Annotated in this window: 6 protein-coding genes; all 6 read left to right on the forward strand. The window is 53.1% G+C overall.

Annotated features, from left to right (window positions below; translation table 11 throughout):
* The first annotated feature begins 5 nt into the window (after positions 1-5).
* The 6 genes from OLTU_RS14940 to OLTU_RS14965 all read left to right on the forward strand — a co-directional run bounded on the left by OLTU_RS14940 (position 6) and on the right by OLTU_RS14965 (position 16,497).
* Entirely contained in the window at positions 6-1,166 is a 1,161-nt protein-coding gene (locus OLTU_RS14940) for a hypothetical protein (protein ID WP_141733565.1), read from the forward strand.
* The gene (locus tag OLTU_RS14945; protein WP_141733566.1) at positions 1,163-2,551 is read left to right on the forward strand and encodes a hypothetical protein; all 1,389 of its coding nucleotides are present in this window, start codon (positions 1,163-1,165) and stop codon (positions 2,549-2,551) included. Before OLTU_RS14940 ends, OLTU_RS14945 begins: the two co-directional genes overlap by 4 nt.
* Before the next feature lie 18 nt (positions 2,552-2,569).
* Positions 2,570-6,391 (forward strand): coiled-coil domain-containing protein, encoded by a 3,822-nt coding sequence (locus OLTU_RS14950; RefSeq protein ID WP_141733567.1) that lies wholly within the window; start codon positions 2,570-2,572, stop codon positions 6,389-6,391.
* 23 nt (positions 6,392-6,414) lie between these two features.
* Entirely contained in the window at positions 6,415-7,791 is a 1,377-nt protein-coding gene (locus OLTU_RS14955; RefSeq protein WP_141733568.1) for a hypothetical protein, read from the forward strand.
* Positions 7,792-7,882: 91 nt separating this feature from the next.
* Complete coding sequence (locus OLTU_RS14960; RefSeq protein WP_218110051.1) at positions 7,883-10,096, forward strand: hypothetical protein; 2,214 nt, start codon at positions 7,883-7,885, stop codon at positions 10,094-10,096.
* 11 nt (positions 10,097-10,107) lie between these two features.
* The gene (locus tag OLTU_RS14965) at positions 10,108-16,497 is read left to right on the forward strand and encodes a toxin TcdB middle/N-terminal domain-containing protein (protein ID WP_141733570.1); all 6,390 of its coding nucleotides are present in this window, start codon (positions 10,108-10,110) and stop codon (positions 16,495-16,497) included.
* The last annotated feature ends 3 nt before the right edge of the window (positions 16,498-16,500 follow it).

Raw genomic sequence — 16,500 nt, forward strand, 5'->3', positions numbered from 1 at the left:
AGACCATGATGAAAACGCTGAAGAACTTAAGCCTCGCTCTCCTTTGTCTGGGAGGAATCGGCGAGGTTCGGGCGGCCGCTGAGCAGTTCTGCACGAGTAGCTATCTGTCCAGCTGCGCGTCTCTGAGTGATGAGGCCTGCTTGATTAAGTATCACGCCTGCGGTGAGTATGATGCAATCATACAACACTTCGCAGCGGAAGATTCCAGTAGTCTGGCGGTCGCGCGCTATTTCAAAGGCGTTTCTTATCATGGTCTCTATGTCCGCAATCGAGCCAAGAGCTTGCAATGTCAGTTCGCAAAGTTGGCCCGAACGGAATTGGCTGCCTACCTCTACCTGATGAAGGATAAGGGTCTGCAGAATCCTGTTGACTTCGACAGGGTTTACCTGGCCTCGAAAATTATTGATGGCCTGCGGACTGTTACGGGCTGTCTTGAGAACGGCGTAACCGAGGATGAAATACGATTCCGTGTGGCGGACTATGCGGACAAACGTTTGAAGTCCCTCTTTATCGGTGGGTCTTCGGATGATGCCCTGGGCATGGCTATCCAGAATACCAAGTCCAATCTTCAGACGACCATCAGCGGCTTTGTCACCAAAGCCGTCAAACTCGAAACCCAGGTGGAATTGCGGGCTACGGCCCTGGTCGCCTCGCAGGAGCGCCTGGGTTTGATAGCCAAGGCCTTTGATGAGGCATTGGGTACGACCAGTATCACCCGGAATGGGAAAGGCGATGTGAATGGCTTGGGCTTTCAGCTCGATGCGTCGCGCGGCCTGATTCAGGCTCAAAACAAGTCTGGTGCCTGGAGAGAGAAGGTCGGTTCTGTCGAGCGGGAGCTCCTGGCTGCCTTCGATGGTATGAATATCAACGACTATGAGAAAGCTCGTCAAAATTTTGTGATCCGCGGACGCTATACGCGGGACGAAGCCACAAGTCACCTCAACCTGAATACCAGGATCACACAGCCGAGCGCATTGGCGTCGATCAAGACCGAGATCCAGAATCCTCTGGATGCCAATGGACCAGCGGCGGCCATATCCCGAATTGAAAAAAGCCTCCGTGAATCGGCCAACGGCGCGGCGGAGTGTGCCTTCTATAGTCCCTGGTTTTGCCAGGAAACCAATGAAATGATGCGGGCGATCCCGAACACTGGAGCATTCCCATGACAGCAAGGTTTTTGAAATCCTCAGGATCGCGTCTGGCGCTCTGGCCATGGGTTGGTGTGGGGCTCCTGGCGTCTTCCATGGCTATGGCCTTCAATGGACGTTATACCTTCAGCGATCTCGATGTCTTTTGGAAGAATACCCTCAAAGGTGAGCAAGGCCCACAAATTGATCTTTATCGATCTGTCCTGTCTGATATGGATAGCGTGCCAGTCGACCAAAGATCCCGGCAGGAAGGGGCCTGGCAAAAAGATCAGGACACTGTGGTCAAGGTGCCCTATTTTGTTGAAGCCTTGCCCTCAGATGCAGCGGCGGATGTGGCTCGCCGTGAGCTCAGCCTGCATCTCTATCTGAATCGCGAAGCCGGATACCAGGCACCCGTACCCGCAACGCCCGCCGAACTTTTGGCTTCCAAAACCCTGGTGAGAAGGCAGCAGGCAACGCTGGCGAGTCGCCGGCAGCAGGCAGCATATGAGCTTTTCGTCCTTAAAGTGATTCGATACCGTGAAGGCGGCACCCTGGGTCAGAAATGTCAGGCCTTGGAAGAGGCTGAGCGCTATCTGAAAATCGGCGATAGTCAGGTCGGCGGTGATGCCACAACTGTCGATGCCGCCAGCCTGAAAACTTATGCGGATAACCTGGCCAATCGTTACAACGCTGAACTCGACAGCAAATGGGTATGTCTGGCGAAACCTGCTCAGGATCGGGCCGAATCGCTGGCCCGTATTGAAACTCAGGTGAACGGCCGCATTGTGGCTTCACTCGAGAAGGAATCCAATCAAACTTTGGCTCCTATTCAAACGATGGTAGCGGAAACCTTCGAACCCATCCTGAACCGCGTTTATATGATCGATCCCTTGACTGGCCCCCTGCTTCAGTTGGAGCAGGACGTTCGAGCAGCCGGTGCGAGTCTTACGATGGTAAACGAGGATCTCTTCAAGGTCCAGGGGATGATGCCCGAGCTGGATAAGATCAACTTCGATCTGATCCGCAAGACGGCCAAGGTTTCGTTCATACCAGAGGCGATTGAAAAAGTAAGCGCGAAGCAAAAGATGCTGAACGATTTCACGCGCCAGTTCCTTGTGAATCTTGAAAAATTGCAGGATCTCGTCCCGGTAGCCGACAAATCGCAGATTGCGTCCTGCTCAGGATTGAGTCAGGAGTTCGATCGTGCTCTTCCCAAAACTCCAACGACCTGGGGGGCTCAGTCGGTCTATCCGGGACTGGGAGCAACCGACGTTCTCTTGACCAAACTCGATAGCTGCCTGAGCCAGTCGCGCGAATACCTGCAGAAACTCAATCAAAAGAACAGCCAGGAAAAGATGCTTGAAGTATTTGCCAAATATCTGGAAGCGCTGACCCAGGAAATCATTCGCGTATCGAACTAAAAGGACAGGAAACGAGATATGAAAAGCTTGATAAAAATGAAGATTGTCCTGGCTTTAGCCCTGACCCTGGGTCAGAGCGAGGCTTATGCGCTCTGCGAGAAGAATGATGTCGATGTTGCGGCAGCGCAGGGCAAGGCCGCGAAATTCGTCCAGGAGATGAAGATTGCCAAGGCGCGTGGCGACATCGAAACGATGACGTCCGCCTATCAGACCTTCGCAGACAACTTCTTCAATAAATGCCAGCCGGAAGAAAAGCTGAAGTTCTGCGGCTTTGATTGCCATACGGAACTGGCTGAATACAACCTCTTCATGGCCAATGATTTGGCCTACTATTACCAGTCCTCAGGGACTGGCAGCAGTTCACCGCTGAAGCCGGAGAAAATTCTCGCCTTTGCCCAGACTGGCGTCTCGATCGTCGAGTCGGCCAGGCAACTCCTGAGCGAGCAGAAGACGGGTGATTTTCGGGATTATGTTTTCCAGAACAGCCAGTATAACCTGACTTTGGCTCAACTTTATATGACTGCGGGTGACATCTGGTATCAGGCTGTCTCGGAAACCAAGCTGGAAAGGCTTCGTTACCTGATCGGCAAAACGCTTGAAGACACGGAAAACGCGACATCAGAAGAGGACAAGAAAAAGAAGTCGGAAACGGAATTGGCCCGTGACAACTACGAAAAAGCCAACTGGGTCCTCCAGTCGGCGGCCTTGGAAATCCCAGCCGATGATCAACAGTTCAGTTCGCTTTCAGCTGACCTCTTCGCGAAGCGCCACGCTGTCGAGCAGCGTCTGTCCTCGCTGGATAAAGGCTACATCTTTCTCAATATAGATCCCGAAGAGTTCTCCAACATCTCATTCGAGAAACTCAAGGCGGAACTCGATAAGCTCGTGAGCCGCATCGAAGGAGCCGAGGACCGGATCGAAACACTCATGAGCACCTGGAAACAGTCAAAGCTCGGTCGTGATACCGAGGAAATCAATGAAGAGGCTCGCCGCAAGGATATCTCCATCGCGCAGAGTTCCTATCGCATTGCCAAGCTGGAGCAATCGGCCCAGGCCATGAGCAACTCTATCGAGACCAAGCTCCTGGACGTCGCCAATCAGAAACAGAGCTACGAGTACGAGCGTCAGAAGTTTGAATATGAATTCGGCCTCAAGATGAAGCTGCAGGAGCTGACGGACCGCCAAAGCCTTATCCATTCCAGGAAGGAAGCTGATATCGTCCAGTTTGATCTGAATGATCAGGACCGGAAGCTGAATGATTTGCGCTGGCTGATGGGCTGGGAACTATCCAAGACCAACCTTGACATCCAGGTAAGCCAGTTCGAGTCGGAAATTGCCCGTCTTGAGTCGGATATTCAGCTGAAGTCCAATCAAAAGCTGCAAACCAATAACCGGAAAATCATCAACGCTAAACAGATCCAGATTTCAAATGCCAATATCGAGGCTTCCAGGAACAGCCAGTTGAATCTTGAATTTGAGCGTGATGAACTCAATAAGCAGACCGTCCGTTCGCTCGAGGCCCAGCTGTGTTCCGTTCGCAACCGTATGGCCTTTGTGGGCGAAGCGGTGCCAGCCTATCAGGCCAGGCAGTACAACTGCCAGGTCTCCGACTTTGGTCTGACGGAAACGGCCTATCGCGAGAAGATGTGCGGATCGAATGGTCTGCGTCAAAACCTGAATGCTCAGAATATTAACACGGTAGCCAAGGCCCTTTGCGCAATCGGCTATGATACTCTGCCGCCGGAACTGCAGAATGATCCCATCGTGAAGAAAAGCTTGACGGAGTGCGAAGGTGTAACGCCCAGCACACAGCTGGAATTCGCCCGTGAGATCTTCAAGAAAGAGATGGAGCTGGCGGACAAGGAGATCGCGGCTGCCGAAGGCACACGCGCTCGCCTGTATGGCCTTCTGACAAAATTCCTGACTGAGTTTTCCATTAATGTCGCAACCCAGGCCACCATGGAAACGGTCGTCAAGAGCTTGGAGATATCCCTCTCCGTGGCTGCGGCCATTCCCAAGACGTCGATCTGTGCCTGCGGCATGTCGTCCGGGGCGATCACCACGATTGATGTGGAAGCTTCCGCTCGAGTGGCTGTAGAAACGGCTCGGGAAGCGTCGAACAAGTACATAACTTGGGCGAAGTTCCTCATGGATGGCTATGAAAAAGCCCAGGAATTGGAGCTACGGATCAAGGCCCTGGCGGATGCCATCGAGCAGGGGAAGCTGAGCAAGCAAATCAAGAATTTCCATGCGATGCAGGCCATTGCAGAGATCATGGGCCGCAGCGAAGGTTTCCAGCAGGATATCATCGGCAAGCTGATCGAACGTGAAACCATCATTGTCGATTGCAATCGGGAAGGTTCCACCCTGGCTGAAACCAAGGCCAGTCTCAGAATCGAGCATGATCGCCTCGTGACAGAAATCAACAGCGTGGAGCTGCGTTCCACGACCCTGAATCGCTCGATTCAAAACGAGCAGCTCAACCAGCAGAAAGAGCAGGCCAGCATCTCGATCCTGAATGCGGAAAACGCCAACCTCAATATCGAACTTCAATCGATCGATACCGAGCTGGCTACGCTGCGTCGCCTGAAGAATGATACCAAGGCGCGCCAGGACATGATCCGAACCCTGCAGACGACCATCTCGGGTCTGGAGCGGGAAGCTACTGCCACCGAAGAAGCCATTGCGCGCTTGGATAAGCTGAGAAAAGACAAGCTTCTTGCCATTGCAGACGAGGAGTACGCTCAGGTTGAACGCGTGATCAACCAAAGCTCGACCTTTACCAGCCGATTGGTTGAATATGCGGATAAGCTGCAGAAATTGGACGCTGTTGACCAGGGCCTGCGCTCGGAAGTCAACCAGTTCAAAGTCAGCATCGATAAGCAGGTCGCGGAAGAACGCGAGAAACTGATCAACACGCTTTATATGCAGGCCGCGGACGCTTCCAATGGCCAAAAGCAGAAGATGTTTATGGCTACCCAGGAACAGATGGCGGCACTCAGCAAAAGCGTTCCCAACTTCATCCAGCAGAAGCGTGAGCTGATGCAGCAGGCCAACCGTATTCTGGTACTCCTGCGGAACCAGATCAACTCATTGACGTCATTGCAGGGCAGCAATCCCCTCTCGCTGGGTAATACAGACAGCCTCGCGTATGTGAAGAACAGCGGTGATCTGACCAAACTGAAGAGCGTAATTGAAGCTCCTTTCTGGAGCGAGGATCAGGTGCTCACCATCCAATCGACCCAGATCGTCATTCCATCGGGGAGTGGCCTGGCACGCGCTTTGGCTACGGAACGACGAGCTAACTTTGAAATTAATCCCTTTGCCCGCGGACAAATGGAACGCCTGGGTTACTTCTCGCTCTGGTCATCGGATTTTGACGCCGACCTCTTGAATGGTATGACCCAGAACCTTTTGCTGGTGGACTTTAACCTGGTCGTCAACCTTTCAGCTTGCCAGAACGCGGCACCCAAGATTTATGTGCTCAAGCACACGGGTAATGGTTTTGTGTTCAAGGAAACCTCACCAAAGGATTCCACGCCGGCGCCCATTATGGTCGTTGCGCGCGATCGCACGGTCCCCGCCAGCTATGATATCAAGACGACCGGTTCGATCGCCGAGCAGGTGGCAGGATTCTGGCAGAAGAGGTGGCTCCTGAACAACTTTATGTCGACGGCTGTTCCACCCAATATGGGGGATCAAGGAAGCCTGCCTCCGCTCCTGGGTCTGCCGCTGTTCGGTACCTATGAGTTGACTTTGCCACCACCTAGCGAGGGCTGCAGTTACGATGATGCGACCTATGTCATGTACTTAACATACTCGACAAACCGGCGAAACTGATTGGGACGGAAAAGGAACGAATCATGAAATTTACATTGCCTTGTCGTGCAATTCCAAGAACGACCCTCTGGGTTCGCCTACTCGCTTGCGTCCTGATTCTGGGGGCTCAAACTGCAGCGGCGGAGCCCGCGGAGTTGACGATTGAACGAAGCTGGGTCGAGGGCGTGAACGGCAGTTGTAGCGGGTTACGCGACAAACTTGTGCCAGCTGAAGCCGACTTCCGGGAGTGGCTTTGCGACTATCACAAAACGCCGAGACCGGACTCCATTGATGGGATCACGGTTCGCGTCGAACGCTGGCAGAGGTTACAAAATCAAGGTCTGGATGCGCCGCGCCAGCTGATGGCCGGCCTGATGGAAGGATTGGCTCATTGTCAAAGGGCTCGCCTGGCCCTCCCTCAGGTCAACAAGAACGTGAGTGAACGCACGGCTTTTTGTCAGGCGCGTGAGGGTGGATTTGCGGCTCTGCGTGCGATCCGTTGGGAATATGCACGACTGAGTTATGCATCCGACAGCGGATGGGATGTGATTGAACTCATAGAAGAGGTCGCAGCTTGCCAGGAGTCGGATCAGGGTCCTCTCAATTCCCGCTATAACTCGATCTGCGGAATCGTCGAGGGCTTGAGCTCGGAGCGTGAAAAGGCCGTTGTGGACGCCACTTATGATGAAGTGGCCAGGAAATACTTCGGAGGCGTTTCCCCGATCACCCAACTCCTCGTGGAAAAGAAAACGATGGCTGAAAAGGTGCTCGATGGCATGGAAGGACGAGTCCAGAACGGAGAAGCCAAGGCCGCGGCTACGGCACAGGCCTATGAGCCCGCCCGTGCGTACTTTGATGCTCAGGTGGTGCCAGCTTTGGATAAAATCGTTGAAGACTACAAGTGGTCCTATTCGACCGCAAAAGCGATCCTCGAGCGCTACGATGAATGGCAGGACGGATTGCTTGCGGACAAGGATGATAAAGGCAATACGGTTGACCTTGCCACTGTTTTGGCCGGTGAGTCGCCTGCATCACTTGAGAAACTCCTCGATGGCCGTAACGATGTGATGGGGCCTATCACGGGTTATGCGGGCACGATCAAGCTCGCTGGCGAACGGATCCAGAAATTACAGACTCTGAAGACTCAAAATGCCCAACTGGCGCGTAAAATGTGTGCCATGTACTTCTGTTACCTGGCCGTTGGTCCGGAAGCGGACAGCTTCTATAAGCGCGCCTGTAACACCCCGGCACTGTTCTCGCAGCAAAAGAACCCACTCTGTGAAAATACCAAGCAGAAGCTCGTCGTCGATGGGACGAGTCAAACGCCCCGCGAATTCTGTGCGACTTATGGGTTTGATGTCGCGAAGTATGGGACGGTCGGCATGGGCTTTGACCAGGTCGGTAGCTGTGAAATCAAGTAACCAGGATACCAAAATGAAAAAGTTTATCGCCTTAGGTGGAGTATTGATTGCAGGTCTGCTGAGCGCATGTGGCCAGCAAGAAACAAGCCAGTTGAATATCATACAGGTCAGCGATGCTACGGGCGTGGCCGAGATTCGCGTGGTTGGCTTCGATACCCAGGATTCGCAGAATCGCTACTTCGTCGCTGCGGGACGTAACCTTCATGTCGTCGTGGGTTGCAGTTCATTGAGTCAGCTGGATGCGCTTTTGGATACCAAGACCAGTCCTGACCTCGACAATCGGGACCTCCTGACACTAACCCAGCCCGTGGACGACAATAGCCACTATATCATCAGAAGCGAACTCTCATGTCAGGGTGAGTTCCTGCCAAGGAACTTTGATAGCAAACTGGAGAATGACCCCATTCTCTATGTTGACGAAAACCGCTATTTCCTCGGTACAGGTGAGACTGGTGAATATTACAGCATCGACAGCCTGTCCGCAGGCTGCGTGTATAATTTTGCCAACCAGCTCTTCGGTTTTGAAAAGCGGAGTCCCTATTTGGCCTTCGGGCGCCCCGAAGACGCCACTCAGATCATGGATTTGAGCTGTGCAAACGCCGACCATACGAAGTATCGCTTGTCTGTCTTCAAACCTGATCCAGCCAGGCCTCTGCCCTTTGGCGTGCTGGTATTCCTTGGTTATCAGGATATTGATTCGCAAGGCGGAAAGATCGACACTACCTTGCGCTTTCATCGTATGAATGGGCAGCTGATCAAATTCCCGAGTCACGAATATGATGCGTTGATCGGTGAATTGACGGTCCAATATAAGATCAAGCCGGAAGATATCAAAAATACGAGCCTCGTCGAAGTCAGCCGCAGCGCTGATAAGGTTTTCCTGGACTATTGCCAGGGCAACTGCGCAGCATTTCAACCGAAGATTGAAACTCTAGCCATGCGCCCCGCGCCGCGACTCGTCGCCTTGCCGGCCGCTCCTGTCGTGAATACCCTGCCGGATGTTCAACTGGACGCTCAGCAGGCCGCAGAGGCCAAGCTGGATAAACTGAACAGTTATCGCTTTATGGGTTGCGACGATCTCTTGAAGAAGATCGGTTTGGCTGGGAGCAGCCGTGAATGGTTCTCCACAGTCAGAGCGCAGCTGATGGGTCAGCGTCAGGTGAGCGGCAATGTCTTTTCCTGCCCCAAGGTGGCTCAGCAGGTTTCCTGTGAGAAAATACTCGATCGTTCCTTCTATACAGTGGCTGAATTTAACAAAGTCCTGGAAGACAAATCGCGCTGTCCCGTCGGTACAACGCAGCAGGTCATCAAGCTGGATTCCAACGTGGTGGTCGAAGGCGTGGACCCGATTCGCCTGGGTTCCAACGTGGGTTACTCCGATACACGCTTCCACGCCCTGGTGCCTTCCGATATTAGGACTCTGACCTATCGCTTCCTCTGTACGAGCAAGGATAAATGTTTGCCCACGTCCACGACCGATGTGCGGACCCTTGTGATTTCGGGGCGGAAGAACGTCGTGTTCCAAGGGGTTGAACTGAAATCAGCGATCAACAGTGGCAGCTTCCTTGCTGATAATGAGAGCAGCACGCTGAAATTCGCTGGAATCGAAATCAGCGATGGAGCAGTCGCAACCCTTCTTAAGACGTCCATCAAGCGCAGTGAGTATAAAGGCCGCAATCTCTGGAACATGGGTGCCAGGGTCCTGACAACGGTGATCGATGAGAATGGCTTTCCTTTGAACAACCCCGAGCGTTCGAAGCTTTATTGCCTTGAATGCGAAATCGAAGTGGAAAATATCGGTGTGGATGCCACCGATAGCCAGGTCTTCATTTTTGGTCGCGGAAAAGAAGCCAATATCCAGGGACAGTCCATTGCCATCGCACTCCGCGGTTCAGCGGAAGCTTTGACCGCCAAATCCAAAGTCCAGGGCGATAATCTATCGCTGCTCGGGGCGACCAGCAGGCTTTTCATCAAAGACAGTCAGCTCAGGATTTCCGGTAACACCCTGGTGAAGCCAGTGTCCGCGTTCAAATTCTTGAGCCGTGGTGTGAAACAACCCTTCACCCTGGAACTGCAAAACAACGGAATCTCGGGTCTGCCGGCCGAGCAGGTCAGTAACTTCCGCTTTGCGGATTATGCGGATTCCGATGGGACAGCTGTCCTTCAGATGAGCCTCGGTCAGTTCTCCCGTTACAGTGAAGATCGAAAGCAGGATGTCCCGGTGTCTGAAGAGGAAGTGGGTTACTTCCTGCGTTGTACCGGCAAAGGTAAATTGATTTACAAGTTCAAGAACTATTGCATCTAAGGAAATCCGTGATGAGAGCGAAGAGTTGGATTGGTCTGTTTCTTTTGTGCAACGTATGGACTTCGCTTTCAGCACAGGACAAGTCCGGTGCGCGCTCTGGTCTTGTCAAGATGCCGGAAGCCGGCGGCACGGTCGGGACAGAGGGTGGCGCCTTCACCATTAGCAATAACAAAGGAGCCAGCCAGTATACCCTGCCGTTGCCAGACCTTCCGACTCGCGCCGGATTCGGCCCGGCTGTTCAACTCGTTTATGACCAGTTTACCGGGGATAGCGGCCAGGGTTTTGGCATCGGCTGGTCGCTGTCGGTGCCGGCCATTGACGTTTCCCTGGAATTGGGCATTCCTTTGAAGGGTGAGCTGGAATCGGGTGAATTCCGCAACTACTTCACTCTTAATGGACAAAAGCTGATCTTTATTCGTCGCGAAGTCGATCGCCTGGTCTATCGGCTCGAAGCGTCAGAGGAAGAGGTGCAGATCGCCTATCACAGGCGTCCCTACAGCATCACGCATGCCCGAGGGGGTGCCGAAATCCCTTCAGGCTTCGAGGTGCTCTATTCCGATGGGCGTCGTCAGCTCTTCAGCGGTGATCAGGACGTTGCGGAAGGCAGCTCTGAGGTCATCACACGCTATCCTGTGGTTGCTGAGGTCGCGGCCTGGGGTGAAGTCATTCACTATCATTACCTCAAGGACGGCGGGCGCAGCTATCTGACTGACATCAGCTTTGCTGGGGGCGCATCACGTTACCATTTTGAGCTGTTTGACGGCCTTGGCCACTTGACGTCCTATATGATGGGTTATCCACAGCAGAGCCGTAAGCTTTATAGCAAGCTCGTGGCAAGCTTTGGCAATGCTGTTCATGCTCAATGGTGCTTTACCTATGTGGGGCGGAACAGCCTGGATCGGCTGGATTTTGCTGTCAAAGCTCATCCTGATTGTGCGGCCCAGGCCGCCAGCGATCTCTTCCCCAAGGTCAATAGCGCTTCGCTATCTGTCCTGGATGAGCTGCGGGCCATCTATCGCTATGGTAGCGACGCAGTGCTTCAGAATGAAACGGATCGCCTGCCTTCGATGCAGTTCCAATACTCATCGTGGACCGAGGACAGCCTGGCCCAACGTGATCTGATTTATCCGATACCTCAGCTGTTGAGCGAAACAGGTTATTCCGTTGAAAATTATGAGTTGGCTGACGTCAATCATGATGGACTGGTTGATGCCCTGAGACGCAATGGCAATGGCACGAGCGATGTCTTCCACGCCACGGGTGATTTAAAGCAGCCCTTTGCCGCGCCTGTTTTCTGGACTTTGAAGCGGGGATCGACCCAGGTTTCGCCCGATCTCTCGTCGCCGGCGTTCCATTTTGCTGATTTCAACGGTGACTCCTATCTTGATCTTCTTCAGCTCAATGCGAATGGTTCTGATAGCGCCTTTTACCTGGGAGAGGCTGGTGGCAGCTTCCAATGGACAGGGCAGCTTCAGCGCTTGACCCAGGACAACTCTCTCGGTGTGTCCTCGTTTGAGGATGGCCGTGCCCAGTTCCACGATATCAACGCCGATGGTCTGACGGATATACTGACGACGGCGTTTGATGAATCGGGCGCCACGGTCTGGAAGGTCTATCTCAACACTTCGATGAAAACCGGCGAGCGCTGGAATTTTCGGTTCCTGCCAAAAACCTTCCGGTTTCCCTTCAGTCGTAGTACCACGAACCTGGCCGATCCCAATTTTCGCTTGATCGATGCGAACGGCGATCAACTGCCCGATGTGATCTATCTCATGGCTTCACCGGAGTCGGATAAGAGCGGCCTTTGCCTGTATATCAACAACGGTCGTCTCTATGAGAACAAAGCTGGGGATCTGCTCTTTGGAACTAAAGAGGACGCTGATCCCCGCTGTGGAGATGGCGGCAGGTTTCTGGGATTGAAAGGCCTGAGAGGGCAGCCCAATCTCTCCGGTCTCTGGCTTGTCGATGTGAATGGCGATGGCATTATGGATGTCGCCACCTTGGGTGAGGTCGGTACGGAACTGCTCGTATGGCTAGGGTACGGAGATCAAACCCTTGCCGATGTTCCTTTGAAGCTCCATTTGAACTTGCCTCTGACGGTATCTGGGGCAGTTGATGCCTCGCGCAGTCGCGTGGCCGATATTGATGGCGATGGGCAGATGGAAATCCTGCTTTTCGATGCTGGTGCGGATGCCAAAGCGAAAGCCATCATGATTGATTTCAACCGCCAGTCGGATCGTCAGCTCATCAAGTCCAATTTGATGACAACTGTCGCGTTTGAATCCGGCCTTCGTTACGACATCCGGTATGCGACCTCGACAACGGAACGATTGCGCGATCAGCGCCTGGGCTTGCCGGTATCCACTCTGCATTTTCCTATCGTCCTGGCGAAACAGCTTGTGATCTCACAGGGTGTCCCGTCTCTGACGCGCGAGTCGGCTGAGGTCCAGGAGTTCTTTTATCATAAGCCCTTCTATGATGCTGATGACAAGGAATTTTTAGGCTTCAGCGAGGTCGAAATTCTGCGTTACGGCGACAGCTATGCTGAGGAATCTTCTCTCACTCGCGAAAGCTACCATACCTTCGCCGACGATCGAGCTTCCCGTAAACTGGCTGGGAAGCTCAAGGAAAAGGCTGTGTTCCGCGTCGCGGATGAAACCCAGTATCGGGAAAAGGCGGCCCGCAGCAATCGCTTCGACCCCAATGACCCGGCCACCCATTCCTGGCTCGATGAATCCCAACGTCAGGGGCTTCCACCCGTGAAACAACTCGCGAGTCGGGAGGATTTTGTCTGGGACATTGTGCCTCAGAGCGGCAACTGGCTCTTCCTGCGCCTGATAGAGCAAAATGTGCAGCGCAATGCAGATGAGGAAGGCGAAGCTACAATATCTCCATACCGGAAGAAAGTGGTTTATGAAGACTTCGACGCCTATAATATGCCGAAGCTCATTCGCGAAACAATCGGTGCCATCAAGGCTCCGTTTGATCAAAGCCTTCCCGAGCTTGTGACCGAGACGAGTCTGGACTATGAAGAAGCCCGTCGGAAGCTGAAAGATCGCGGCATCATCTCGCAGCCTGATTATCAGCTGGTTCAACGCGGCGGCGAGATTCTTTCCTATAAGCGTTTCACCTATGAAGGTCGCGGTTTCATTGAGCATGAAAGCGACTATGTGCAAAGTCGATTGGGTGGAGATATTCCTGGATTTACGGGTGAGCACCTGAAGGAATATGAGCGCACCGTGACCTTTGGTTATGATGTTTTTGGGAATCGCACGAGCGTGCGAGACAACTTTGGTCTGGTGGAGACGGTTGGCTATGACCCTGAAGGGATTTTTGCCGTCCGCCGTACGCTTCCCAAAGCGAGCCCGGCAGCCGAAGACCTGGTCTGGAGCCTTGACTACAAGAATGGACGCCTGGAATCGTTTACCAACCCATTGGGCCTTAAGGTTTCCATGGAGTACGACAAGCTCGGGCGCCGTATTCAATACCAGGGATCGGACGGAAGTGAGCAGCGTTACGAATACCGGCAGGGGCTTAAAGGGCGGCCTACGCTGCTCAAGACCCGCGTGCGACGCTATGCAGATCATGTGAAACCTGATGCTGGAGAAAGCGTCTGGATTGAAAAGCTGGAAGCCTATCGCGCAGATGGGCAGCTGATCGCCGCGGTGGAAAATGCCAATGAAGGGCTCAAGTCTGAACGCAAGGGCATTCGGGTGAAGGAATATGCAGCCTACGACCGCAACAAACGCAAGATATATACATGGACGCCTTATACCCTTTTCGAAGGAAATCCCTCGGTAGCCACCCTGTTCGCGATTGGCAGTGAAATCCCCACACCCTCGGATCAGATCGGATTGCGAACGCGCTATGATTATCTCGGTCGCCCATCCCAGGAAGTATACCCCTCCGGGATGGAGGTGCACTATCAGTATGCTCCTTGGGGTTATCTAATGAAGCAAAGCTATGATCGTCGGGGAAGGAAGGTCGAAACCGCGACCTGGCACATTCAAAATGATCGCGGCCTGTGGGCGCTGATCGAACAAGACTTCAAGAGCGGCGAAACTCACATCGCTCGTTTCGAACGCGACGCTCTTGGCAACCTATCCAGGATTACGCTTCCGGGTGACAATGCGGTGCGAAGCTTGATGTATGATAATAGGGGTTTGTTGGAGCAGCAAATCATCCCAGGCCTGGGCCAGAGTTACTATCTTTACGACCAAAGAGGCCGCATGACGGCCACAGTGAAGGTGGATGAGGCTGGGAAGAACGTTCGTGTCGTCGAAAATGTCTATGATATCCAGAACCGTCTGACGGCGCAGATCATGGATGGGCAACTAGCGGTTAGCAATATCTATGATGTCTATCCGGACAAGGTGGTGCCGGAGAGCCGCTATCATTTGGCGATTCCAAGCCCGCTAGGGCTTATTACCGGCAGCAAGCGCTTTGATCATGAACATAAGCTCCTGGATCATGAAGAGCGGCTGTCTTATGCAGTCAATGGTCTCATGATCGCGAAGTCCGTTGCCCTGGGTCAGCGGTCCTTTACGGAAAACTACCAGCATCTCCTGGATGGGACCGTCAAGGCTGTGAGTAATCCGAGTGGGACGGAAGGATACTATACTCTGGATGAAGCTGGCCATCTCAAATCGGTCAAGATTCGCTTGCCGGGAGCCGTGGGTATCGAATCCGTGATCGATGGCATCAGTTACAACGCCAAAGGTCAGGTTGATGAGATCCTCTATCGCCCGGTGAACGGATCCCACTCGATAACGGATCTCGAATATGATCCCAAGACACTGCTCATGACGGGCATTCATTCGCACTATAGCGTGAATGGACGCGCGATGACCCTTCAGGATCTCAAGATTCAGCTGGATGGGTATAGCAATGTCCTTGAAATCGAAGACCGGAACAAGGAAGCAAGTTACGGGCACATCAATCGTTCGGCTCGCTTCGATTATGATTGGAAGAGCCAGCTGATTGAGGCGGAGCGCTATAAGAGGACCCTCCAATACGCCTATAGCCCAGCTGGAGTCATGACGCGCAACGATGAGCATGGCCAGGGCGAGATCCTCCCTCAGGACGCATCGCCGTTGCTTCCTCAGGGGCCCGGTGCCCTGCAGTATCAGTTTGATGGTTTCGGACAGTTGATTAAGAGTCCCAAGGTTCTGGGTGCCGATTACAATGCCCTGGGCCAGCTGGTTGGAATTGAAACAGCGAGGTACCGCTCGGTTTTCGGGTATAACGCTCAGGGCGAGCGCGTCTACAAACAGGTCACCGAAAAGGAGACCGGTGCCGTCCGTCTTTCCCTTTACCCCATGGATAGCGTTGCAGTGGAGCCCTCAGGGACCCAGTCCTATATCTTCGTAGGAAGTTCGCGCCTGGTAAGATTGGAAGACAACACAGGAGAATGGTACTATTATTTGAAGGATCATATCGGATCATCGGATATCGTGATGCATTCCAGTGGAAAGCCCGTAGAGCAGATGCTGTATCAGCCCTATGGCAGTGAAGAGGACCCCGCCGAGATGTCGGCCGACTGGCGCGCGCACAGCCAGGCGCACAAGGACATCGCACCTCGGGAAAAGACTCACCACCGCTTTACAGGTCACTATCTGGATGACGATTCGGGGCTGTATTACATGAAGTCCCGCTTCTATGATCCGCTGCTGGGACGTTTTGTGCAGCCTGATCCCTTGTTTCTGGATCAGCCTCAGCTTTGTCTCAAGAGTGTAGTTGAATGTAATCTTTATTCCTATGCCCGGAATAATCCGCTGAAGTTTACGGACCCGGAAGGCCAGGATGCAGTTTACATTGCGTTTCCTGATTATAAAATAAGTGTATCGACTCCGAAGTGGATTCCTAACTCAGTGCGGGGTGCGCTTGGTCTTGAAAACAAGACCAAATTGAGCTACCTCGGCCATGCTGGTGTGCTCTTGATTGAACCCAAGACTGGAAAAACCCGCTATTATGAGTACGGTCGATATCAGAGCGATCAAGGTAATGTGAACAAGGTATATGCGACACCAAACGTAAAGTTTGATAAGGATGGGAATCCAACTCCAGAATCCCTGAAGAACGTTATGAGCACTATTTCGCGAGAATCGGGTCAAAATGGGCGTGTGGAGGGGGCATACTTCAAGAACGACAACTTCAAGGACATGAATAATTATGCTTTGAAGCGAAAAGCCCAAAACTCTGATCCGAAGCGAGAGCCCTATAGTCTAGGTTCCAATAACTGTGGCACCTTTGCTCGTGATACAATCGCTGCTGGCGGTGTGGATATGCCGGCGCAGGTGGATCCTCGTCCTAACAGTTATGTCGGAGAAGCTCAGGGTGCGGCAGATGCCGCGGTTTCTTACGACCCAGATAAGAAAGAAGTCACTTATAAAAGGAATTGATGG

Origin of the sequence: Oligoflexus tunisiensis (assembly GCF_001748245.1) — a bacterium.
Taxonomy (GTDB): domain Bacteria; phylum Bdellovibrionota_B; class Oligoflexia; order Oligoflexales; family Oligoflexaceae; genus Oligoflexus; species Oligoflexus tunisiensis.